Source organism: Methyloversatilis universalis EHg5 (genome assembly GCF_000378945.1).
Taxonomy (GTDB): Bacteria; Pseudomonadota; Gammaproteobacteria; order Burkholderiales; family Rhodocyclaceae; genus Methyloversatilis; species Methyloversatilis universalis_A.
The window spans coordinates 3074832-3096863 of sequence record NZ_KB900539.1; the positions used below are offsets into that span (position 1 = coordinate 3074832).

Sequence of the window (22032 nt, forward strand, 5' to 3'; positions counted from 1 at the left end):
GTGAAAGATAGTCTGCGCGGCGCGCTGTTCGCTGCCCTGCTGCTGGCCGCGGCACCGCTGAGTGCCGGCAGCACGCTGCCGGCGGAAGGCAAGGTCGAGGTGGCCTTCGCCCCCTGGGACGATGTGGAGCGGCTGGTGATGGACCAGATCGACGGTGCCCGCCAGGCCATCTACGTGCAGGCCTACACGCTGACCAGCCGCAACATCGCGAAAACCCTGATCGCTGCCGCCGAGCGCGGTGTGAAGGTCGAAGTACTGGCCGACCGCGACAAGGTGCTGAAGGACGAACGCAGCGCGGTGCCGCGCATGGCCGGCAACGGCGTGAGCGTATGGCTGGACGGCAACTACGCCGCCGCCCATAACAAGGTGATGGTGGTCGATCCGGACGGTCGTGAGCCGGTGGTGGTCACCGGCTCGTACAACTTCAGCTACTCCGGCAAGAGCGAGAACGCGGAAAACGTGATGGTGGTGAGCGGACACCGTGCGCTGGCCCGGACCTATCTGGACAACTGGAAGCGCCACCGCGCGAAATCGGTCAGCTTCACCGAAGCGGTGATGGCACATCAGGCGGCCGAGCGTGCCGGGGAAGCCACCGCACGATGACGGAAATCTCGTTTGAAGCACTGATGCGCCTGCTGGGCCAGGACAGCACCCGCATCGAACTGGCGGTCATCGTCGGCTGCCTGTTGCTGGCCGGCCTGCTGAGCCGGCTGATCAAGCGTCGCCAGCGCGCCAAGACCGATTACGACAGTCTGGGCGCGGCTGCCCGACTGGGTATCGACGGCCTGCAGCGCCTGCTGTTCCCGCTGACCGGCATGGCCACCCTGACCGCCGCCCGCGCCCTGTACGGTGCGCTGCACCAGCCGCCGGTGCTGATGCATCTGGTGATCGCCATGCTGGTGGCGATGGGCGTGATCCGGATGATCGTGTATGCGCTGCGCCAGGTGTTCTCGCCGGCCGGCTGGCTGAGCACCTTCGAATTCCTGATCAGTCTCACCATCTGGAGCGCCTGGGCACTGCACGCACTGGACATCCTGCCCGAGGTGATCGACTGGCTGGACAGTCAGCAGGTGGCGCTGGGCAAGCAGAAGCTGTCGCTGTGGGCGCTGCTTCAGGGCGGCGCCTGGGTGCTGGTGACGCTGATCGGCGCGATCTGGCTGTCCGGCTCGGTCGAGCGCAAGCTGATGCGGGCGCCGCTGGACAGCAATCTGCGCATCGTGCTGGCCCGCCTGTCCAAGGTGGCGCTCATGTTCCTGGCGCTGATGATCACGCTGCCGCTGGTCGGCATCGACCTGACCGCGCTGTCGGTGTTCGGCGGCGCACTGGGCGTCGGTCTGGGCTTCGGCCTGCAGAAGATCATGGCCAACTACGTGTCCGGCTTCATCATCCTGCTCGATCGCTCGATCCGCATCGGCGACCTCATTTCGGTCGGCAGCGACCGCGGCCAGGTACAGCAGATCACCACCCGCTACACGGTGCTGCGCAGCCCGTCGGGCGTGCAGTCCATCGTGCCGAACGAAACGCTGATCAGTTCGGTGGTGCAGAACGAAGGCCTGTCGGACCGCGAAGTCAGAATGGCAATCACGGTGCAGGTGGGCTACGCCGACGATGTCGAACGCGCGCTGGCGATTCTGGAGGAATGCGCCCGGGTGCATGAGCGGGTGCTGCCCGAGCCTGCACCGCGCGCCTTCCTGCACTCCTTCGGCGACTCCGGCATCAATCTCGAACTGGGCATGTGGATCACCGACCCCGAGAACGGCACGCTGGGCATACGTTCTGCGGTGCAGCTGGAGGTTCTGCGCCGCTTCCGGGCCGAAGGCATTGAAATTCCCTTCCCCCAGCGCGAGATACGTTTACTGAATCCGGCTGACAACGTTGCAGTTTGTGACGCAAAGACTTGACGCTGCGCAAATTGACCGCTAGCCAAGGTCGCGTAGAATCCGCACCTTCAAATACGTGTATCAAGGGACTTCCTGAATGCTGAACGGTCTTATCGACCTGCCCTGGTGGGGCTATATCGTCGTCGCGCTGGTGTTCACTCACATCACCATCGCCGGGGTCACGATCTATCTGCATCGCCACCAGGCGCACCGTGCACTTGAACTGCACGCCATTCCGAGCCATTTCTTCCGCTTCTGGCTGTGGATGACCACCGGCATGGTCACCAAGGAATGGGCCGCCATCCATCGCAAGCACCACGCCAAGTGCGAAACGCCGGAAGACCCGCACAGCCCGCAGGTTCTCGGCATCAAGAAGGTGCTGTTCGAAGGCGCCGAGCTGTACCGCGCCGAAGCGAAGAACACGGAAACCATGCGCCGCTACGGCCACGGCACGCCGGATGACTGGGTCGAGCGCACCTTCTACACCGGCCGTTCCTGGCTGGGCATCCGCCTGATGCTCATCATCAACGTGCTGCTGTTCGGCCCGCTCGGCCTGACGATCTGGGCCGTGCAGATGGCGTGGATCCCGATCTGGGCCGCCGGCGTGGTGAACGGTCTGGGCCATTACATCGGCTACCGCAACTACGACTGCAACGACGCAGCGACCAATCTGGTGCCCTGGGGCATCATCATCGGCGGCGAGGAACTGCACAACAATCACCACTCGTTCGCGACCTCGGCCAAGCTGTCGTCCAAGTGGTACGAGTTCGACATCGGCTGGATGTACATCCGCATCCTGGAAATCTTCGGTCTGGCCAAGGCCAAGAAGACCATTCCGCAGCCGCGTTTCGAAGCGCGCAACGTGATCGACACCCAGACCCTTGAAGCCATCATCACTCACCGTTACGACGTGATGACCCGCTACATGAAGTCGCTGCGCTCGATCTACAACGAAGAGATCGAGAAGCTGCGCAGCAACAATGCGGCGCTGGCCGACAGCGAACGCTTCCAGCGTTTCAAGGGCTGGCTCAACCGCAGCGAGAACGCGCAGCCGGCCAGCGACGACGCCGAGATGGAATCCATGCTGTCGGACAGCAGCCGTCTGGCCACCGTGGATGCGATGCGTCAGGAACTCACCGCGCTGTGGGCCCGCTCCACCGCTTCCAGCGAACAGCTGCTGAAGCAGCTGCAGGACTGGTGCGCACGCGCCGAATCCAGCGGCATCAAGCAGTTGCAGGAGTTTTCGCTGCGTCTCAAGACTTACGCGATCTGATCCGCATACGCCGCACCTGAAAGCCGGAAGTGCTCTGCACTTCCGGCTTTTTACTTGGGTCAAACCAAATGCCGGTGTTTGACTCAAAATAAGGTGTGCCGAGCCGATAGAATCTGCAGGAGCCATGCAGCAGTCTCAGCACGACCGGCACCGTGGCGGTGGCGGTCGATAACAACGAGAAGGAGTCCATGATGTTTCGCCACGTACTCGTACCCATCGACGGTTCCGATCTTTCCCGTGCGGCTGTCAAGCACGCCATCTGCTTCGCCAAGGACGTGAAGGGCCGTGTCACCTTCCTGTACGTGATGAAGGACTATCACGTGTCAGCGCTGCACAGCGAACAGGACGAGGAAAACATCGATCCGGTCGCGCCGAACGACTTCAGCGACGCAATGCGCACCCACGCAGACCGCATCCTGCAGGCCGCACGTGCGGAAGCCACCGACGAAGGTGTTCAGGTGGATACGCTGGCAGTGACCCAGGACGAACCGCACAAGGCCATCATCGAAGTCGCGCTGAAGCGCGAAGCTGACGTGATCTTCATGGCTTCGCACAGCCGTCGCGGTCTGGCCAGCCTGCTGCTGGGCAGCGTGACGCAGAAGGTGCTGTCGAATTCGAAGATTCCGGTGCTGGTGTATCGCTGAAACGCGAAACCGCAGCGCGGAAAGGAGACGGGGGCCCTGCGGCCCCCGTTTTCATTTGCGCCCGACGCAGCGGTCGGCGCAGGCAGGCATCTTTTCCGCCATCCAGGATGAAATGAGGCTGGATGCGCCGGCCACACACCAGAAGCCGAAAAAGCCCAGCGTGTAGGTGGTCAGTGGCGAAAAATGCACCGGCTCGCCGAGCAGGTACAGCTCCTGCGGGTTGATCAGGCTGAAGAAGGCGGTTTCCGCCACCGCCGCGACCAGGAAGGACGGCCAGGACACCAGGGCGAACAGTCGCCCGAAGCGACCGGGTACGCGCCGGGTTTCGACCTGCTCGAAATCGACCTCAGCCACCGTTCGCCTCCACCGTCAGACTGTCCTGCAGACGCCAGGTTTTCGCTTCGTCCTCGATCACCAGCTTCCAGTGGGTCGCCTGCAGCACCTGCACGGTGCCGCTGTAGCGCCCGCCCTCGCCGTCAAACAGCAGATCGCGGTCCAGTTCGCTGCGCGTGGGGTGGATGAACTGCACATGCACCCGCTGCGGCAGCTTCGCCGCATCGGTCATGGTCAGCTTCAGTTCGATGCGCGTCCCCCCGCCATCGGCCGGTGCCGCGGTCAGCCGGGCTTCTACGCCCAGATCGGACGCCGCCTTCTCGCGCTCGATCACGCGATTGATGGTCAGGCCCTGCTTGTAATAGTCGTCCGCCACCAGCGCGGTATTGCCGGTAGCCGCCAGCCAGGTGGTGACGGCGCCAGCCACGATGACGATGGCCGGACCGGCCATCAGGAACCACGGCCAGCGGTGACGGTACCAGGGTGCCTGGACGGAAGGATCGTTGTGCATCGCTCTACCTCGGCTGCAGGAAGGAGGTCTTTTCATGCACCCGGATGTCCGGCGCATCGACCGCCTGCAGATTGAAATGAATTTCGTGCGAGCCCGGCTGCAGCGCTTCGGCGTCGACCCGGACGTGGGCCGGCAGATCGACCGAGCCGGTCGCCGGTACGTCGATCTGTTCCAGGTCGGCGATGGTGGCCCCCGGAATGCCATCGACCGACAGCACGAAGCGGCGATCCACCTCCGAAGTATTCATGATGCGCAACCGATAGACGTTCTCTATACGGCCGCCCTCGACCTCACGCGCCAGCGTGGCACGGTCGCGCAGCACATTCATCTTGACCGGGGTGCGGGTCAGCAGCGACCAGGCGAAGCCGGACACGATGAACAGCAGCAGGCTGGTGTAGAGAATGACGCGCGGACGCAGGATGTGCGCCATCACTTCGCGCCAGCCTTCGTGCGCCGGCTTCTTGTCGAGCAGCGTGCGCTCCGTGGTGTAGGCGATCAGACCGCGCGGGCGGCCCAGCTTGTCCATCACCTGGTCACAGGCGTCGATGCACAGCGCACAGCCGATGCATTCGTACTGCAGGCCGTTGCGGATGTCGATGCCGGTCGGACAGACCTGCACGCACCATTCGCAGTCCACGCAGTCGCCCACGTTCTGCCCCTCGCGCGCCTTCTTCTTGCTGCCACGCGGCTCGCCACGGTTGACGTCGTAACTCACAACCAGGGTGTCCGGATCGAACATGACGCCCTGGAAGCGGGCATACGGGCACATGTACTTGCACACCTGCTCGCGCAAATGGCCGGCGAACACATAGGTGAACACCGCGTAGAAGAACATCCAGAAGCTTTCCCACGAGCCGAGCGAGCCGCTCGCCACTTCAGTGCCCAGTTCGCGGATCGGCGTGAAATAGCCGACGAAGGTGAAACCGGTCCACAGCGCGATCGCTGCCCAGATGCCGTACTTCGCAGTACGCAGGCCGATCTTGCGCGCGCCCATGGGTGCGGCATCCAGCTTCATTCGGGCAGAGCGGTCACCTTCCAGCCGGCGCTCCACCCACATGAAGATTTCGGTATAGACCGACTGCGGACAGGCGTAGCCGCACCAGATGCGTCCGGCGACCGCGGTCACCAGGAACAGCCCCAGCGCGCTGATGATGAGCAGGAAAGCAAGGTAGAGCACGTCCTGTGGCCACAGGACCAGCCCAAAGATGTAGAACTTGCGCTCGACCAGATGGAAGAGCACGGCCTGACGATCGTTCCAGGGCAGCCAGGCCAGGCCGTAGAACACCAGCTGGGTGATCCACACCATGGCCCAGCGCACGGTGTTGAACCGCCCCTGGATGCTGCGCGGCTGTATCTTCTTCCGCGCAGCATAGAGAGACCCCTCGTCCGGCGCCACTTCGGTGATAGGAATCACCCGCGCCCGTTTCGTCTCGGTTCCGGGCGATGGCTCACCGGGAGAGGGGTTTGATGCCATTTACTTCGCTCCGGCTGCGTTGTTCGACAGGCCCCACACATAGGCGGTCAGCAGGTGGATCTTCTTGTCGCCCAGCAGTTCGCCATGCGCCGGCATGTGGCCGTTGCGGCCCTTCTGCACGGTCTGGGTGACCAGCGTTTCAGTACTGCCGTACAGCCAGGTGCCGTCGGTCAGGTTCGGGGCACCGACCATCTGGTTGCCCTTGCCGTCCGCACCGTGGCAGGCCGCGCAGTTGGCACCGAACGTAGCCTTGCCGCGCTGCACGCGCACATTGTCCGAAGTCAGGCCCGACAGCGAACGCACGTAGTGCACCACGTCGCGCAGCTGTTCGCCATCCAGCGTGGTACCGAAGGCCGGCATCGCACCGTTGCGGCCGGTGGTCAGCGTGGTCTTGATCGCTTCCGGCGTGCCGCCGTACAGCCAGTCACCGTCGGTCAGGTTGGGGAAGCCGCGCGAACCGCGGGCATCGGTGCCATGACACTGGGCGCAGTTGTTCAGGAACAGTCGCTGACCCATGGCACGGGCTTCCGGATCGGCCGCCACCTTCTGCACCTCCATCGCGGCATAGCGCTCGAACAGCGGCGCCACCTTGGCTTCGGCCTCCTTCACTTCCTTGTCATAGGCACCGGTCGACGTCCAGGCCAGCTTGCCACTGAAGTTGCCCAGACCGGGATAGGCCGCCAGATAGACCACGGCGAACACGATGGTGATCCAGAACAGCCATACCCACCAGCGCGGCAGCGGGTTATTCCACTCGGCCAGCGTTTCATCCCACTGATGGCCATGCAGTTCGACCTTGCCGCTCGGCCGGGCGCCGCGGTTGGACACGATGATGAACACGCAGAACAGCAGGCTGGCGACGACCAGCACCACCACATACATGTTCCAGAAGTTGTTGATGAAGTCGCTCACTTTTGTTCTCCGGTTTCGGTGTGCGCACGGTCATCGTCGGCGAAGGGCAGCATGGCCGCCTCATGGTGGGCGCGCTGCGCGCCCGGACGCCAGGCCATGACCACGATGGCGACGAAGCAGGCAAAGCCCGCGACGGTGACTGCCGAACGCAGCATATTGATGTCGAGTTCCATGTCTGCCGACCTCAGTTAACCCGCTTGATCGCGGTACCCAGACCCTGCAGGTAGGCGATCAGCGCATCCATTTCAGTCTTGCCCTTGAGCGCTTCGGGCGCGGACTTGATCTGCTCTTCGGTGTAGGGCGTGCCGACCACGGTCAGCGCGCGCATGCGCTGCTCGATGGTGCTGGCATCGACCGGACGTTCCAGCCAGGCGAACGCCGGCATATTGGATTCCGGCACCACATCGCGCGGATTCATCAGATGCACGCGGTGCCACTCGTCGGAATAGCGGCCGCCAACCCGTGCCAGATCCGGGCCGGTACGCTTGGAGCCCCACTGGAACGGACGGTCATAGACGAACTCGCCAGCCACCGAATAGTGGCCGTAGCGCTCGGTCTCGGCGCGGAACGGACGGATCATCTGGGAGTGGCAGTTGTAGCAGCCCTCGCGGACATAGATGTCGCGGCCGGCCAGACGCAGCGGGCTGTAGGGCTCGACGCCCTTTACCGGCTCGGTGGTCGAGTGCTGGAAGAACAGCGGAACGATTTCGACCAGACCACCGATGGCGATGGTGAGCACCGTCAGGATGGCCAGCAGGCCTACATTGCGTTCAATTGCTTCGTGCTTGGATGCAGCCATGATGTCTTTCTCCAGTGATCAGGCGTGCGCGGCAGCAGGCGCCACCACCGGTGCGTTGTAGGGCTTCTTGCCGGCGATGGTCTTCCACACGTTCCAGGCCATCACGAACATGCCGGACAGGAACAGCAGGCCACCGACGAAGCGGATGGTCCAGAACGGATAGCTGTCCTTGACGCTTTCGACGAAGGTGTAGGTGAGCGTGCCGTCGTCGTTGATCGCACGCCACATCAGGCCCTGCATCACGCCTGCGATCCACATCGAGGCGATGTACAGCACCACGCCCAGGGTCGACATCCAGAAGTGCAGGCTGATGGCCGGAATCGAGTACATCTTTTCCTGGCCGAACAGGCGCGGGATCAGGTAGTAGATCGAGCCGATGGAAATCATCGCCACCCAGCCCAGCGCGCCCGAATGCACGTGGCCGACCGTCCAGTCGGTGTAGTGCGACAGCGCATTCACGGTCTTGATCGACATCATCGGACCTTCAAAGGTCGACATGCCGTAGAAGGACAGCGAGGTGATCAGGAACTTCAGGATCGGGTCGGTGCGCAGTTTGTGCCAGGCGCCCGACAGGGTCATGATGCCGTTGATCATGCCGCCCCAGCTCGGTGCCAGCAGGATGAGCGAGAACACCATGCCCAGCGACTGGGTCCAGTCCGGCAGCGCGGTGTAGTGCAGGTGGTGCGGACCCGCCCACATATAGGTGAAGATCAGCGCCCAGAAGTGCACCACCGACAGACGGTAGGAATACACCGGACGCTCGGCCTGCTTCGGCACGAAGTAATACATCATGCCGAGGAAGCCGGCGGTCAGGAAGAAACCGACCGCGTTGTGGCCGTACCACCACTGCACCATGGCGTCCTGCACGCCGGCATAGGCCGAGTAGGACTTCCAGAAGCCGGCCGGGACAGCCGCGCTATTGACCAGATGCAGTACGGCGACGGTCAGGATGAAGCCGCCGTAGAACCAGTTCGCAACATAGATGTGCGAAGTGCGGCGCTTGGCGATGGTGCCGAAGAACACGACCGCGTAAGCCACCCACACCAGCGTGATCAGCACGTCGATCGGCCATTCCAGTTCGGCGTATTCCTTGCCGGAGGTATAGCCCAGCGGCAGCGTGATGGCGGCGGCCACGATGACCAGCTGCCAGCCCCAGAACACGAAGCTGGCCAGCCAGGGGGCGAACAGCCGGGTGTGACAGGTGCGCTGCACCACGAAAAAGGAGGTCGCCATCAGCGCGCAGCCGCCAAAGGCGAAAATCACTGCATTGGTATGCAGCGGCCGCAGTCGGCCGAAGTGAAACCACTCACCGACATTCAGTTGCGGCCAGACCAGCTGGGCGGCGATCACCACACCGACCAGCATGCCCACAATGCCCCACACGACCGTCATCAGTGCGAACTGCCGCACCACCTGATAGTCATAGGTGCCGTGAACGGACCCCATTGCTTCTGTTTTCATTTTTGCCTGCTCCCACATTGAAATTGCACCGCCACGCCCATACGGGCGCACGCACGCATGATCCGGCCGGAAGGTTATGTGTTCGCCCGCGCCGGGGTCTTGACCCACGTCAAGCGGCCGACCGATCGCCCCTGGCGCCGACACCGGCGCAGCAATGCACCCCGCATGATCGACCGCGAATCATATTGCACACCCATCAATTCCGGAACAAACCTCCGATCAAATCAATTTACTGATCCTGATTCGCGCCTTATCATTCCGATTCCACAAACGACGGAGACAATCAGATGTCCGGCCAGAGCTACGATGAATTGATGGCAAAGATCGCCGAACTTCAGCAACAGGCGGAAGCGGTGCGCCGGGCGGAACTCGAAGCCGTGATCGCCGACGTCCGCGCAAAGATCAGAAAATACAATCTGAGCGCCGCCGATGTGGGTCTTTCCGGCGGTGGTTCCGCACGCAAGCCGGCTCGTCCGGCTTCGGCAAAGATCAAGATCGCCCCGGGCAAATACCGCAATCCGGCCACCGGTGAAATCAAGGAAGTCGGTGCCGCCGGTCGCAAGCCGGGCTGGCTGACCGCCCTCGGTGCGGATGAGCTGGCTGCCGCCCGCGTCGGTTGATCCGGTTTTTCCGGAAATGAAAAAGGCACCGCAAGGTGCCTTTTTCATTTATTCGCCCCCGCAGCAGCGGCCGCCTCTTCCTTCAGCGCACGACGCAATATCTTTCCGACATTTGTTTTAGGCAATTCGGAGCGGAATTCAACCTGCCGGGGAATCTTGTAGGCGGTCAGCTGGGTGCGGCAATGGGCAATCACCGCCTCGGCGGTCAGGGCCGGATCTCGACTGACCACGAATACCTTCACCACTTCTCCGGAATGGATATCCGGCAAGCCGATGGCACAGCATTCGAGCACGCCTGCGCAGGCCGCCACCACGTCTTCGACCTCATTAGGATAGACGTTGAATCCGGACACCAGAATCATGTCCTTCTTGCGATCGACGATACGCACGAAACCATCGGTATCCATGGTCGCCACATCTCCGGTACGCAGGAAGCCGTCAGCGGTCATCACCTGGGCAGTCTCCCCGGGTCGCCGGTAATAGCCTTTCATGACCTGGGGCCCGCGCACGCACAGTTCGCCCGCCTCGCCCAGCGTCACTTCATCGCCGCCATCATTGCGAATCGAGATTTCGGTCGACGGTATCGGCAGTCCGATGGCGCCGTTGAATTCCTTCTGGTCCGGCCGGTTGATGCAGACCGCCGGCGACGTTTCGGTCAGGCCATAGGCTTCGATCAGCGGATGACCGGTCACCGCCTGCCAGCGTTCGGCCACCGTACGCTGCACCGCCATGCCACCGCCCAGCGATACCCGCAGGCCGGAAAAATCCAGCGCGGCAAAACCCGGATTGTTCAGCAGTGCATTGAACAGCGTATTCACGCCGGTCATCACGGTGAAACGGTACTTGGCCAGTTCCTTCACGAAGCCGGGAATGTCGCGCGGATTGGTGATCAGCACATTGGTGGCGCCCAGTTTCAGGAACACCAGACAGTTCGCGGTCAGCGCGAAGATGTGATACAGCGGCAGCGCGGTGATCACCAGCTGCGGGCCGCTCAGGAAAGGGCGTATCCAGGCGTCCGCCTGCATCATGTTGGACACGATGTTGCGGTGGGTGAGCATCGCGCCCTTGGCCACGCCGGTGGTGCCGCCGGTGTACTGCAGGAAGGCGATGTCTTCGTGCACCACGTTCACCGGGTTCAGCGCATGGCCGCGGCCCAGCTTGATCGCATCGTTGAAGCGCACCGCGTCCGGCAGGCTGTACGACGGCACCATTTTCTTCACGTGCCGCACCACCGCGTTGACGATCCAGCCCCGGGGCACGCCCAGCAGGTCGCCGATGGCGGTCACGATGACGTGGCGCACCGCGGTACGCGCGATCACGCGCTGCAGCGTGGACGCGAAGTTTTCCAGCACCAGGATGACTTCGGCACCGCTGTCGTTGAGCTGGTGCTCCAGTTCGCGCGGCGTGTAGAGCGGGTTGCAGTTCACGATGGTGTAGCCGGCGCGCAGCGCGCCGAACATCGCGACCGGGTACTGCAGCACGTTGGGCATCATGATGGCGACCCGGGAACCGGGCGCCAGACCGACCGTGGACTGGAGATAGGCAGCAAACGCGGCACTCAGCCGGTCAAGCTCGGCATAGGTCATCGCGTGGCCCATGCAGACATAGGCATCGCGCTCCGCGTACTCGCGGCAGCTGCGCTCGAACACCTCGCCGACCGACACGAATTCCGACGGATCTATCTCGGTCGGAACCCCCCGGGGGTAGCTTTTCAGCCACACCTTCTCCATCACCGCCTCCTCGCCTCTTCATGGCGCCGCCGGATCATGGCCGACGCGCGCTGTCTGGTGGATGGACCTGCGGCGGACGTTCAGCCCGACAGGTCTTCCATCGGCCAGTCGCGGATATAGCTCTTGAGCATGCGGTTCTCGAAGCTCTGTTCTTCGAGCATCGCACGCGCCACGTCATGGAAGGACAGCACGCCCATCAGGGTGTCACCTTCCATGATGGGCAGGTAACGGCAGCGGTTTTCCAGCATGAGCCGGCGCAGTTCGTCCACTTCCATGTCCGGATGCGCGGTCGCCGGTTCGCGCTGCATCACCGCCGACACGCTCATCGCCTGCCAGTCGCCGCCGGCCGAACGCACCGAGCGCAGCACTTCGCGGAAGCTCAGCATGCCGACCATGCGGCCGTGCTCCATCACCACCAGCGAACCGACATCAAGGTCGGTCATGGTCACCACTGCATTGCCCAGGGTCTGCTGCGGCGCCACCGTGTACAGCACGGTGCCCTTGATGCGCAGGATTTCATGTACTTGCATGTCTTCACTCACCTTCTTCGCTCACTGCGGCCACTCTCCTCACCACCACGCGGACAAAAGGCCCGCGCAGCGAATGACCCTGCGCCGATGGTAGTCAAAAGCGACCGGAGCGCAAAGCGCGACGGCATCAGATCAGGATGTCGACCCGGCCGTCGGCGCGCAGGAGTGCGGCACGCAGCGGCTTGCCCGGCCTGATGGCCCTCACCGCGTCAGCATATCGGGTGAGCTGGTCTACATAGGCCTGAGCATGCACGCCGTCGCCGCCGCTCTTGTAATCAAGCACCCACAGCGCGTCGTCGAATTCGACCAGGCGGTCGATGCGACCAAGGCTGCCATCCGGCAGCACGAATTCGATTTCGCAGGCCGCCCACAGGTGTTCCGCCGGATCGAAGAAGCGGCGCAGCGCCGGGCTGTCAACCAGCGCCCGCGCGGTACGCTCCAGCTCGGCCCAGCGGGCGGCATCGAAACCGGTTGCCCGCGCCGGCGGCGGCTCTCCGCTGGCCAGCGCCTCCAGCCAGGCGTGCAGACCGGTGCCCCAGCGCTGCTCGTCAGTCAGCGCCATGGACGGCCGGCGTTCGCCGACCGGCGGCAGGGCCGGCATGTCGGGCACCGGTGCGACCGGCGGCGGCGAAGCGGGGGCATCGAAGGCCTCGTCGACATCGCCGAACGCAAGCTTCGCCCCGCCTTCCTCATCTCGCATTCCGCCCTCGCCGCTGGTCGCCGCTTCGGCCAGCCGGGTCAGCCAGTTGTCGGCATCGCCACCTCGGCTCGGGCTGACACCGCTGGCAAACAGGAACTGGCGGGCACGGGTGACCGCCACGTAGAGCAGATTCGCGTCCTCGCGCGCGGCAGCACGCGCCTCGGCTTCGATGAAGGGCTGACGCACACTGCCCAGGCTGTCCTTGCGATGCAGCAGAGACAGATGCGCCGGCGCCGGGGCGCCGGGCGGCCAGGCCAGCAGCACGCGCGGACCGCTGTCGGCGCGCGGCCGGGCGATCGCGTCAGCCAGCCACACGATGGGCGCTTCCAGCCCCTTGGCCGCATGCACGGTGAGCACCCGCACCCGGCCGCGCGCCGGGTCCTCGCCCTGAATCAGGCCTTCATCCGGCGCTTCGTCGTCCTCGTCGCGCAGCCGCGACAGCTCGTCGAGGAAGCGCGGCAGGCTGGGGTAGCGGCCGCTGTCCACCCGCAGCGCCAGTTCGATGAAGGCTTCCAGATTGGCCCGCACGCCGGGCCAGGCCATCGCATCCACGGTGGCGGCGTAGCGCGCCAGCAGTTCGCCCTGATGAAACACCCGATCGAGCAGGTCATGCACCGGCAGCCGCACCGACGCCGCCAGCCAGCCGGACAGCAGCGCTGCCGCACGCGTGCAGCCGGGGTCATCGCTGGCGTGGCGCAGCGCGCCCCACAGCGAGCCGCCGTCGCCGGTCAGCCGCAGCAGCTGCGTGTCGCTGAACGCGAACAGCGGGCTGCGCAGCACATGGGCCAGCGACAGCGCATCGGCCGGCGCCGACAGGAAACGCAGCAGCGCCTGCAGGTCGGACGCCTCCAGGGTATCGAGCAGACGACCGCGGCTGGCACCGAAATACGGGATGCCGTAGGCGCGCAGCGCCGCCTCATACACCGCCAGGCCAGTGCGCCGGCGCAGCAGGATCATCATGTCGCCGTAATGGGCGGCGCGCGGCCGGCCGGTATGCGGATCACGCACCGTCTGCCGGCCCGCCATCGCCCTGAGCCGGGCGCACATCGCGTCCGCCTCGCGCCGGCGCCGGCTGTCCTCGGCCGCCGGACGCGGCGTGTCGAGCGGGTCGCGCACCGCCGCCTCGGCAGGCGCGGCACTGTCCGACGCCGCCTCGCTGTCGTGGCCGAACGGCGGCAGCACGGTGACCGCGCCGGGCAAACCGTGCTGCGCGGTGGTGTGCGGGGCAAAACCTTCGAATACCGGATGAGCGCCGAACAGCGCGTTCACCACCGACACCACCGCCGGGCTGCTGCGACGGGTTTCGTTGCGCCTGAGGTCGATGGCGCCGAAGCGCTCGGCGAAGGCGGTTCGCGCGTGGGCAAAGATGCGCGGGTCGGCGCGGCGGAAACGGTAGATGGACTGTTTCGGATCGCCCACCACGAACACCCGCGGCTGCACCTGGTCCGGCGCGTAGGCATCCAGCCAGTGCATCAGCACCTGCCACTGCAGCGGATTGGTGTCCTGGAATTCGTCCAGCAGCAGATGGGTGTAGCGCGCATCCAGACGCGCCTGCACGAAGGGGCCGGTCTGCGGGTCGGCCAGCAGCCGGGCGGCGTGCCATTCGAGGTCGCCGAAATCCAGCGTGCCGGCGGCGCGCTTCACCTGATCGTAGGCGTCCAGCATGGCCACCGCTGCGCGCAGCGCGTGGCTGTTCAGCACACAGGCGGCCCGGTCCTCGACCTCGCCGGCGCAGCGCAGCAGGCGCTCGATGCAGGCTTCGAACAGCTGCTGCGTGCGTTCGGCGGCGCCGATCTTTTCCATCGACTTGCCCGGCTTGAAGGCGGTCGGCAGGCCGGCTTTCGTAAGCAGTTCGGCACGCAGCGCAGCGTGGAAGCCGGCGGCATCAGCCAGCCCCAGCGCCTGTTCGAGCGTCACCGCGCGGCGCTGCTGCGCGTCGGTGCCCTGGCCCAGCAGGCGGGCGAATTCGGTCAGCGCCGCCCGCAGCGCCGCGTCCTCGAACAGCGTGACGAGCGGATCGGCGCCGTCGGCACCGAAGCACTGCGCCAGATGCGCCAGCACCGCGTCCAGATCACCGCCGCAGGCCGCCTGCCAGGCTTCCCACTCCGCCCGGCGGTCGATCAGCGCGGACGCCAGCGCGCGGGTGCCGCCCAGACCGGTCTGGTTCAGCAGCCAGCGCAGCGACTGCGCCAGTTCGCCGTCCTCGTCCCGGCCGGCGCGGCGCATCAGCCCGCCCCAGGCCTGATCGCGCAGGCGGGCAGTGCGTTCGGCCAGTTGCATGCCGCCCAGACCGGCGGACAGCGGCGCCGCCCCCAGCAGCGACGAGAACCAGCCGTGGAAGGTGTTGATCGTGAGTCCGGGCCGGGCGCGGATGACGGTTTCGAGCAGGCCGCGCGCACGCGCGATCTGTGCGTCGCTGCGGGCGGCGCCACGCAGGGCGAGGAATTCGCCCACCCAGGCATCGTCCGCCACCGCCAGCTCACCCAACCAGTGCAGCAGACGTTCCTCGATTTCCCGCGCCGCCTTGCGGGTGTAGGTAATGGCGAGTATCTGGCCCGGCGGCACGCCGTCGAGCAGCAGCCGGATCAGGCGCGACACCAGGGTCCAGGTCTTGCCGCTGCCGGCGCAGGCCTCGACCACCACGCTGCAGGCCGGATCGAGCGCGCGCAGTGGATCGTGCGCCGGGATATGGGTGCTCATGCCAGCCAGTCCTTGCGACACAGCCCGCGCATGCTGCAGTACTGGCAGGCGGCTTCATCTCCGTTCGCCGGCAGCGCGGCACCGGCGCGCAGCGCCGGAAACACCCGCTGCAGCAGCGACTGCAGCGCTTCGGCGGCGACCTGCGGTTCGGCCTGCGTCAGTTCGGCCGGCACCTCTTCGTCCAGCGCCAGATAGGCCGCGTCGCTGACCGCATCGCCTTCCAGCAGCGTGTAGAAGGCGAGCTGCAGGTCGTCGCGCTGCTGTGCCTTCTTCACCCTGTCAGCCGCGCGCAGCTTGTAGTCGATCAGCGCGCGGCCGCCACTGCCCTGGTCGATGCGGTCGATGCGGCCTTCAAGCGTCAGCGTGCCGCCATCGGGCAACGTGAGCGACAGGCTGCGTTCCTGCTCGCCGGCTTCGAACAGCCAGCCGGCCGCCTCGCGCGCGCAGGCCCAGTCCACATAGGCGGCAGCGCGCGCCTGCAGCCGGTCGGCCCAGGCGTGCTCCTGGAAATTGCGCGCGATGGCGCCGGCGAATGCGTCGGCGAAAAGGCGGCGCAGATCGCCCGCCAGGGTATCGGGCGACGACAGCGCGAGCTGCGGATGGGCCGTGTGGAAAGCCAGCAGCACCGCATGCACCTTTTCGCCGACGCTGCCCTTGCCCAGCGTTTCCTCGACTTCGTCCGCCTCACCCAGACGCAGCACCCGGCGCGCGAAATAGCGGTAAGGGCAATCCATCAGGTCGGCCAGCGCACTGGCGGTCAGCTTCTGCGGCACGCGCTCCGGCGGCAGAGAGGGCGCGCTGCTCACGTCGATGGCGGCCTGCGCCGGCGGTTCGGCCAGCGGCGGTGCCGCTTCGATGGCGGAGCCAACGCCGGCACGCTGGAACATCAGGTCCAGCACCTGCAGGTCGGCGCCCGGCAGACTGGCTTCGCCGTGGCGCTGCGCCTGCCAGCTGAACACGATGTCGCCGGCGTTAAGCACCAGCCCGGCGAGGTCCTCGCGCAGCCGGGCGGCCTGTGCGTCGGCATCCGGCAGCCCCAGCTCGCGCCGCAGGCCTTCGTGTCCGAGCACCCCGCGCTGACGCGGCGGCGCCAGGTGTTCGCGATCGGCGCCGATCACATAGACCGCCTCGAAAGCGCGCAGCCGCGTTGCCGCCAGCGGCGTGAGCACGACCGGGCTGTCGATTTCGGTGTCGCGGAACAGCGCCTGTTCGAATTCGCCATTGAGCCACTGCCGCCAGTCGGCGAATGACAGCGCGAGCGCAACGCCCTGACTGTCGGCGCGCAGCTGTTCGAGCAGCGCGATCACCTGGGCGCCGGCCACGTCGCCCAGCATGGCGTCGCGCGCCTGCAGTGCGTCGATCGCAGCCAGCAGCCGGTCCAGCCAGAAGCTGGCCGGCGCGTTGCCGGTGGGCATCAGGGCGGCGGCAGCCGCCAGCAGCGCGATCAGCCCGGCAGCCGGACTGCCCGACAGTTCGCCTGCCGCATCGACCAGCAGCGCGTGCAGACCGTCGACATGATTGCGCCGCACCACCCAGTCGTCGATGGCGGCCACCGCACGGGCGCGGGCTTCGCGCTCCAGCCCGGCGGCCACATAGGGCGCGCGTACGAAATCCAGCAGGTCGCGGTGATAGCCGTCGGAGGCCAGGCATTGCAGGAAGGCATCCACCGTCGCGGCCGCGCGCGTGGTGGCCAGCTTCCAGCCGGTTTCGTCGGCCAGCAGCACCTGATGCCGTTCGAGCAACGCCCGGGCGCGGCGGGCGGCTTCGCGGTCGGCGGCCACCAGCGCGATGCGGCGGCGACCGGCGGCCAGCCAGCCGCTCACGGTGTCGGCGGCGCAGGCCGCCTCCTGTTCCAGCGACTGCGCTGCCACCAGCCTTACCCGCGCGCGCAGCGCCGCGGCATCGTCGGCCGACGGCGCACGCGACCACAACGCACCGGCATCCTGCCCGGGCGGCGGCCAGGCGGCGGCCAGCGCACGGGACAATGCGTCCTCGCCTTCGCCACGCACGACCTGCAGGCACAGCACCGGCGCACGCGCGGCCCAGGCATTCAGCCAGGGCGGCGACTCATCGAGCGGATCGAACAGCACCGTAAGCGGCCGCGTCGCGGCAGCCGCGGCCCGCTCAAGCGCCTGTGCGCAGGCGCGCGCCCGGCCGGGCGTACCGGTGCTGTCGGCCAGCCACACCGCATGCACCAGCCGTGCTTCCAGCGACAGCGCTTCGCTGTCGTGCAGCGCGTGGGTGCGGGCGAAGGTCGCGGCCAGTTCGGCCTCCTGCTGCAGCGGCACCTCGGCCAGCGCATCGGCCAGGTCGATCAGTTCGCGCGCCACCGACCACAGGTCGGCCTCGCCCAGCCAGCCCATGCGGCGCAACTGGGCCACCAGACCGAGCAGGCGGCGTGAATGCGGATCGATCGGGTGATCGCCCTGCCAGCGCTGCGCCAGCAGGTCGGGCGTGAGCAGCCGCGGCATGAACAGCGCGCGGCCGGCGGCCTCGCACAGCGCCGCACGCAGCGGCTGCGCGAGCGCCATCGAGGGCAGCAGCAGATCGGTATCGGCCAGCGCGTCGCCGTGGCGGCCGATCAGGGTGCGTGCCACCCGCCCGAACAGGCCGGGCCCCGGCGGCAGCGAAAGAAGCTCGAGGCCTGCGGCGCTCATGCGTCAGCGCAGGCCCCGATCAGGGATGCATGAACCGGCAACAGCGGCTCAGCGCTCCAGCATGCCGAGCTTGTCCTTCACCTTGGCCCAGTCGTCGGCGTCCGGCAGCGCGTCCTTGCGCTCGATGATGGCCGGCCATTCCTTGGCCAGCTCGGCGTTCAGCGCAGTGAAATGCACCTGGTCGGCCGGCACGTCGTCTTCGGCGAAAATGGCTTCGGCCGGGCATTCCGCCACGCACAGCGTGCAGTCGATGCACTCGTCCGGATCGATCACCAGGAAGTTGGGGCCTTCGCGGAAGCAATCGACCGGGCACACATCGACGCAGTCGGTGTACTTGCACTTGATACAGGATTCGGTGACGACGTAAGTCATGATTTCTCCGTTGGGCCGGATGACCGGCCTGCCTTTCACGGGGAAAGGCGACGTGGGGTGGATAGTTGGTTTGATCGCTACGAAACTCGGCACGCGGTCATGGCGCAGGCGCGCCGGTCCGTCTGGCACGATGCGCCCGGCGCCGGCGTGCGGCCCGGCCGCGTTCTGGACGCAGAAGTTTACCACCCGCGGACGCCCCCCGGCTCTCCCCTGCTGTCGTGCCGGTACGACATGAGGGCATGACTTTTTGTCCTTTCCGATCACGCACGGCTGCACATGCAATGTTTTTTTGTATTAGCATCCTGCTAACAGTGCAGAAGCCCTGACGAATGTGCAGGCAAGGTTGGCTCCGTGAGCATCCCGGCAACCGGCTTCGGCACAATCCCAATCCGGCCCGTTCAGCGGGCCAAGCCTTCCAAGCGACCCGATCACACGATTCCGGCAAGCCCACATTCTTCAGGCATGAAACGCCCACAGGCAGTTTCACACCTGCGGCCAGCCGGCACGACCGGCACAGCGCCCACCATCGACGCCCGACCTTCACGAACCACCGTCCAGTCAAGCACCGCGAGGAAACAATGAGCGAACACATTCACCACGTCACCGATGCCAGTTTCGAAGCCGAAGTCATCAAGGCCGACCTGCCGGTCCTGGTCGACTACTGGGCCGAATGGTGCGGTCCGTGCAAGATGATCGCCCCCATCCTCGACGAAGTGGCCCGTGACTACGCCGGCAAGCTGCGCGTGGCCAAGGTGAACATCGACGAAAACCAGGAAACCCCGGCCCGCTTCGGCATCCGCGGCATTCCGACCCTGATGCTGTTCAAGGACGGCAATGTCGAAGCCACCAAGGTCGGCGCCCTGTCGAAGTCGCAACTGAGCGCATTCCTGGACAGCCACCTCTGATCACACCCCGCGGCGGGTGCGCGTCCGCGCCCCGCCCGCCGGAGCCCGAGCGCTCCACCTCCCCCACCCCGCACGCAGCACTTCTTCACCATGCATCTTTCCGAACTGAAAGCACTTCACGTCAGCCAGCTGCTCGAAATGGCCCAGTCCTTCGAGATCGAGGGCGCCAACCGGCTGCGCAAGCAGGAACTCGTGTTCGCCATCCTGCGCAACCGGGCGAAGAAGGGTGAAAGCATTTTCGGCGATGGTGCGCTGGAAGTGCTGCCCGACGGCTTCGGCTTCCTGCGTTCGCCGGAAGCGAGCTATCTGGCCGGCACTGACGACATCTATGTGTCGCCCAGCCAGATCCGCCGCTTCAATCTGCATACCGGCGACACCATTGAAGGCGAAATCCGCACGCCGAAGGACGGCGAGCGCTATTTCGCGCTGGTGAAGGTCGATCGCATCAACAGCGAGCCGCCGGAAGCGACCAAGCACAAGATCCTGTTCGAGAACCTGACGCCGCTGCACCCGACCGAGCCGCTGAAGCTCGAGCGCGACATGCGCGGCGAAGAGAACACCACCTCGCGCGTGATCGACATGATTGCGCCGATCGGCAAGGGCCAGCGCGCACTGCTGGTGGCGCCGCCGAAGACCGGCAAGACGGTGATGATGCAGCACATCGCGCACGCCATCACCGTGAATCACCCGGAAGCGATGCTCATCGTGCTGCTGATCGACGAGCGCCCGGAAGAAGTGACCGAAATGCAGCGTTCGGTGAAGGGCGAAGTGGTTGCATCGACCTTCGACGAACCGGCCACCCGCCACGTGCAGGTCGCCGAAATGGTGATCGAGAAGGCCAAGCGTCTGGTCGAGCACAAGAAGGACGTGATCATCCTGCTCGACTCGATTACCCGCCTAGCCCGCGCCTACAACACGGTGCAGCCGGCTTCCGGCAAGGTGCTGACCGGCGGTGTGGACGCCAACGCGCTGCAGAAGCCGAAGCGCTTCTTCGGCGCCGCGCGCAACGTCGAGGAAGGCGGCAGCCTGACCATCATCGCCACCGCGCTGATCGAAACCGGCAGCCGCATGGACGACGTGATCTACGAAGAATTCAAGGGCACCGGCAATATGGAAATCCATCTTGACCGGCGCATGGCGGAAAAGCGCGTCTATCCGGCGATCAACGTAAACCGCTCCGGCACCCGCCGCGAAGAGCTGCTGCTGAAGCCGGAAATCCTGCAGAAGATCTGGATCCTGCGCAAACTGCTGTACAACATGGACGATCTGGAAGCGATCGAATTCCTGCTCGACAAGATCAAGGCCACCAAGAGCAACGGCGAATTCTTCGACGCGATGCGTCGAGGCTGATACCCCTGCTCCTGCAGCCCTGAAAGAAAAACGCCGTACATTGCGGCGTTTTTCTTTTGTACCGCCGTATCAGGCGCGCAGCGCTTCCATCACCGACATCACCTCACCCGGCGTATTCAGCGCATAGCCGGGAAGCGCATCGACCGCCGCCGCGAACTGCGGCGATTTCAGCGCCTCCAGCATGCGCTGCATCGACGGCAGTTCCAGCGTTTCCAGCCGGCAGGCGAGGAAGTAGTGCTCCTGCGCCACCGGCACGAAATCGAGCTTGAACTGGGTGGCGGCGGCTTCCACTCCGAAGCCGGTATCGGCCATGCCGCTGGCCACGTGAGCCGCCACCGCGGCGTGGGTGAATTCCACCGTTTCGTAGCCGCTGATCTGGTCCGGATCCATGGTCTGTTCGGCCAGCAGCAGATCGAGCAGCACCCGCGTGCCGGCGCTGGCCTGGCGATTGATGAAGCGCACGTCCGGCCGGGTCAGGTCCTGCAGCGACCGGATGCCCAGCGGATTGCCGGCCGCCACGAACAGGCCCTGGGTACGCGTGACCAGCCGGATCACCCGGTGTGCGCGCGGCTTCAGATAACGGTTCAGTCGCGCCGCCAGTTCCGGTGTCACCCGTCCGCTCGGCAGGTGAAAGCCGCAGAGGTCGCAGCTGCCGCGTGACATCGAAGCCAGCGCGTCGATGGAGCCGAGGTACTGCAGCTCCAGCCGTACCGCAGCCACCTTCTCCACCAGTTCGGGCAGCAGCGCGATCGCATAGCCGTGACTGGCGTGCAGCCGCAGGATGGGGTGGGTGTCCATCAGCGCGGCATTGATTTCGCGGTCGATCTCCACCGACAGGTTTTCCAGCTGCGGCGTCAGCCGCGCCTGTATGCGCTGGGCAGCCCAGGTCAGCTTCTCGCCCAGCGGCGTCAGTGCCGCCCCCTTGCCCTGCGACAGCTCCACCAGCGGCGTGCCGAAGAACGCCGACCAGGTGCGGATCAGGTTCCAGCAGTGGCGGTAGGAAAAGTCCACCTCGCGGGCTGCTTCGGTCAGTTTTCCGCTGCGCTGGACCGCGGCCAGCACCCGGAAAAGCAGTGGATCGATCTCGCGTCCCTCGGCGTTGCGGAAGCGCCACGCGGGCTCGATCTGGATGCGCATGTTAGGCATTTGTTTTCATATCGTTAAAAGCAAAATCGGCTGCT

Annotated in this window: 20 protein-coding genes; 7 read left to right on the forward strand and 13 right to left on the reverse strand. The window is 65.6% G+C overall.

Annotation, left to right across the window (positions count from 1 at the left end):
- From METUNV2_RS0114080 to METUNV2_RS0114095, 4 genes are all read left to right on the forward strand, one after another.
- Entirely contained in the window at positions 1-603 is a 603-nt protein-coding gene (locus METUNV2_RS0114080) for a phospholipase D family nuclease (protein ID WP_018230112.1), read from the forward strand.
- The gene (locus METUNV2_RS0114085) at positions 600-1901 is read left to right on the forward strand and encodes a mechanosensitive ion channel family protein (protein ID WP_018230113.1); all 1302 of its coding nucleotides are present in this window, start codon (positions 600-602) and stop codon (positions 1899-1901) included. The genes METUNV2_RS0114080 and METUNV2_RS0114085 overlap by 4 nt, the downstream gene beginning before the upstream one ends.
- A gap of 76 nt (positions 1902-1977) precedes the next feature.
- A complete protein-coding gene (locus METUNV2_RS0114090) occupies positions 1978-3153 on the forward strand; it encodes a DesA family fatty acid desaturase (protein WP_018230114.1) in 1176 nt (391 codons plus the stop codon).
- A gap of 188 nt (positions 3154-3341) precedes the next feature.
- Complete coding sequence (locus tag METUNV2_RS0114095) at positions 3342-3797, forward strand: universal stress protein (RefSeq protein WP_232415679.1); 456 nt, start codon at positions 3342-3344, stop codon at positions 3795-3797.
- 51 nt (positions 3798-3848) lie between these two features.
- Here METUNV2_RS0114095 and METUNV2_RS0114100 read toward each other — a convergent pair whose 3' ends face one another.
- From METUNV2_RS0114100 to ccoN, 7 genes are read right to left on the reverse strand one after another with little or no spacing between them, the layout of a single operon-like run.
- Entirely contained in the window at positions 3849-4151 is a 303-nt protein-coding gene (locus tag METUNV2_RS0114100) for a hypothetical protein (RefSeq protein WP_018230116.1), read from the reverse strand.
- The gene (locus tag METUNV2_RS0114105; protein WP_018230117.1) at positions 4144-4641 is read right to left on the reverse strand and encodes a FixH family protein; all 498 of its coding nucleotides are present in this window, start codon (positions 4639-4641) and stop codon (positions 4144-4146) included. Before METUNV2_RS0114105 ends, METUNV2_RS0114100 begins: the two co-directional genes overlap by 8 nt.
- Positions 4642-4645: 4 nt before the next feature.
- Positions 4646-6055, reverse strand: coding sequence for a cytochrome c oxidase accessory protein CcoG (ccoG, locus tag METUNV2_RS0114110; protein ID WP_018230118.1), 1410 nt, complete (start codon positions 6053-6055; stop codon positions 4646-4648).
- A 60-nt stretch (positions 6056-6115) separates the two neighbouring features.
- Positions 6116-7027 carry a cytochrome-c oxidase, cbb3-type subunit III gene (gene ccoP / locus METUNV2_RS0114115; RefSeq protein ID WP_018230119.1) on the reverse strand — a complete coding sequence of 304 codons (912 nt, stop codon included), beginning with the start codon at positions 7025-7027 and terminating at the stop codon, positions 6116-6118.
- Positions 7024-7200, reverse strand: a complete 177-nt coding sequence (locus METUNV2_RS0114120) for a cbb3-type cytochrome oxidase subunit 3 (RefSeq protein ID WP_018230120.1) — start codon at positions 7198-7200, stop codon at positions 7024-7026. The genes ccoP and METUNV2_RS0114120 overlap by 4 nt, the downstream gene beginning before the upstream one ends.
- A gap of 11 nt (positions 7201-7211) precedes the next feature.
- A complete protein-coding gene (gene ccoO / locus METUNV2_RS0114125) occupies positions 7212-7826 on the reverse strand; it encodes a cytochrome-c oxidase, cbb3-type subunit II (RefSeq protein WP_018230121.1) in 615 nt (204 codons plus the stop codon).
- An 18-nt stretch (positions 7827-7844) separates the two neighbouring features.
- Complete coding sequence (gene ccoN / locus METUNV2_RS0114130) at positions 7845-9272, reverse strand: cytochrome-c oxidase, cbb3-type subunit I (protein WP_018230122.1); 1428 nt, start codon at positions 9270-9272, stop codon at positions 7845-7847.
- 302 nt (positions 9273-9574) lie between these two features.
- On the opposite strand from ccoN, the gene METUNV2_RS0114135 reads away from it, so the two are divergent.
- Positions 9575-9907: an H-NS histone family protein gene (locus METUNV2_RS0114135; RefSeq protein WP_018230123.1), complete on the forward strand. Its 333-nt coding sequence runs from the start codon at positions 9575-9577 to the stop codon at positions 9905-9907.
- Positions 9908-9951: 44 nt separating this feature from the next.
- On the opposite strand, the gene METUNV2_RS0114140 is transcribed toward METUNV2_RS0114135, so the two are convergent.
- The 5 genes from METUNV2_RS0114140 to fdxA form a co-directional block, all read right to left on the reverse strand.
- Complete coding sequence (locus METUNV2_RS0114140; protein WP_018230124.1) at positions 9952-11637, reverse strand: long-chain-fatty-acid--CoA ligase; 1686 nt, start codon at positions 11635-11637, stop codon at positions 9952-9954.
- Between the two features lie 80 nt (positions 11638-11717).
- The gene (locus METUNV2_RS0114145; protein WP_018230125.1) at positions 11718-12167 is read right to left on the reverse strand and encodes a CBS domain-containing protein; all 450 of its coding nucleotides are present in this window, start codon (positions 12165-12167) and stop codon (positions 11718-11720) included.
- Between the two features lie 127 nt (positions 12168-12294).
- On the reverse strand, positions 12295-15567 hold the full coding sequence (locus METUNV2_RS0114150; protein WP_018230126.1) for a UvrD-helicase domain-containing protein: 3273 nt from the start codon (positions 15565-15567) through the stop codon (positions 12295-12297).
- On the reverse strand, positions 15564-18224 hold the full coding sequence (locus METUNV2_RS0114155; protein WP_018230127.1) for a PD-(D/E)XK nuclease family protein: 2661 nt from the start codon (positions 18222-18224) through the stop codon (positions 15564-15566). Before METUNV2_RS0114155 ends, METUNV2_RS0114150 begins: the two co-directional genes overlap by 4 nt.
- 48 nt (positions 18225-18272) lie before the next feature.
- Entirely contained in the window at positions 18273-18596 is a 324-nt protein-coding gene (gene fdxA / locus METUNV2_RS0114160; protein ID WP_018230128.1) for a ferredoxin FdxA, read from the reverse strand.
- Positions 18597-19174: 578 nt separating this feature from the next.
- Here fdxA and trxA point away from each other — a divergent pair.
- Together trxA and rho are read left to right on the forward strand one after the other, a co-directional pair.
- Positions 19175-19501, forward strand: coding sequence for a thioredoxin TrxA (gene trxA / locus METUNV2_RS0114165; protein WP_018230129.1), 327 nt, complete (start codon positions 19175-19177; stop codon positions 19499-19501).
- 90 nt (positions 19502-19591) lie between these two features.
- Positions 19592-20851, forward strand: a complete 1260-nt coding sequence (rho, locus tag METUNV2_RS0114170) for a transcription termination factor Rho (RefSeq protein ID WP_018230130.1) — start codon at positions 19592-19594, stop codon at positions 20849-20851.
- Between the two features lie 69 nt (positions 20852-20920).
- Here the strand turns inward: rho and METUNV2_RS0114175 are convergent, their stop codons facing one another.
- Entirely contained in the window at positions 20921-21997 is a 1077-nt protein-coding gene (locus METUNV2_RS0114175) for a substrate-binding domain-containing protein (protein ID WP_232415680.1), read from the reverse strand.
- Positions 21998-22032 lie beyond the last annotated feature (35 nt).

Bases quoted from the DNA above. Each gene is read 5' to 3' on its own strand.
- trxA (WP_018230129.1), top strand. From the start codon at position 19,175: ATGAGCGAACACATTCACCACGTCACCGATGCCAGTTTCGAAGCCGAA.
- METUNV2_RS0114105 (WP_018230117.1), bottom strand. From the start codon at position 4,641: ATGCACAACGATCCTTCCGTCCAGGCACCCTGGTACCGTCACCGCTGG.
- ccoN (WP_018230122.1), bottom strand. From the start codon at position 9,272: ATGGGGTCCGTTCACGGCACCTATGACTATCAGGTGGTGCGGCAGTTC.
- METUNV2_RS0114150 (WP_018230126.1), bottom strand. From the start codon at position 15,567: ATGAGCACCCATATCCCGGCGCACGATCCACTGCGCGCGCTCGATCCG.
- METUNV2_RS0114135 (WP_018230123.1), top strand. From the start codon at position 9,575: ATGTCCGGCCAGAGCTACGATGAATTGATGGCAAAGATCGCCGAACTT.
- METUNV2_RS0114145 (WP_018230125.1), bottom strand. From the start codon at position 12,167: ATGCAAGTACATGAAATCCTGCGCATCAAGGGCACCGTGCTGTACACG.
- METUNV2_RS0114090 (WP_018230114.1), top strand. From the start codon at position 1,978: ATGCTGAACGGTCTTATCGACCTGCCCTGGTGGGGCTATATCGTCGTC.
- METUNV2_RS0114140 (WP_018230124.1), bottom strand. From the start codon at position 11,637: ATGGAGAAGGTGTGGCTGAAAAGCTACCCCCGGGGGGTTCCGACCGAG.
- ccoO (WP_018230121.1), bottom strand. From the start codon at position 7,826: ATGGCTGCATCCAAGCACGAAGCAATTGAACGCAATGTAGGCCTGCTG.
- rho (WP_018230130.1), top strand. From the start codon at position 19,592: ATGCATCTTTCCGAACTGAAAGCACTTCACGTCAGCCAGCTGCTCGAA.
- METUNV2_RS0114175 (WP_232415680.1), bottom strand. From the start codon at position 21,997: ATGCCTAACATGCGCATCCAGATCGAGCCCGCGTGGCGCTTCCGCAAC.
- METUNV2_RS0114095 (WP_232415679.1), top strand. From the start codon at position 3,342: ATGATGTTTCGCCACGTACTCGTACCCATCGACGGTTCCGATCTTTCC.
- METUNV2_RS0114120 (WP_018230120.1), bottom strand. From the start codon at position 7,200: ATGGAACTCGACATCAATATGCTGCGTTCGGCAGTCACCGTCGCGGGC.
- METUNV2_RS0114155 (WP_018230127.1), bottom strand. From the start codon at position 18,224: ATGAGCGCCGCAGGCCTCGAGCTTCTTTCGCTGCCGCCGGGGCCCGGC.
- fdxA (WP_018230128.1), bottom strand. From the start codon at position 18,596: ATGACTTACGTCGTCACCGAATCCTGTATCAAGTGCAAGTACACCGAC.
- METUNV2_RS0114085 (WP_018230113.1), top strand. From the start codon at position 600: ATGACGGAAATCTCGTTTGAAGCACTGATGCGCCTGCTGGGCCAGGAC.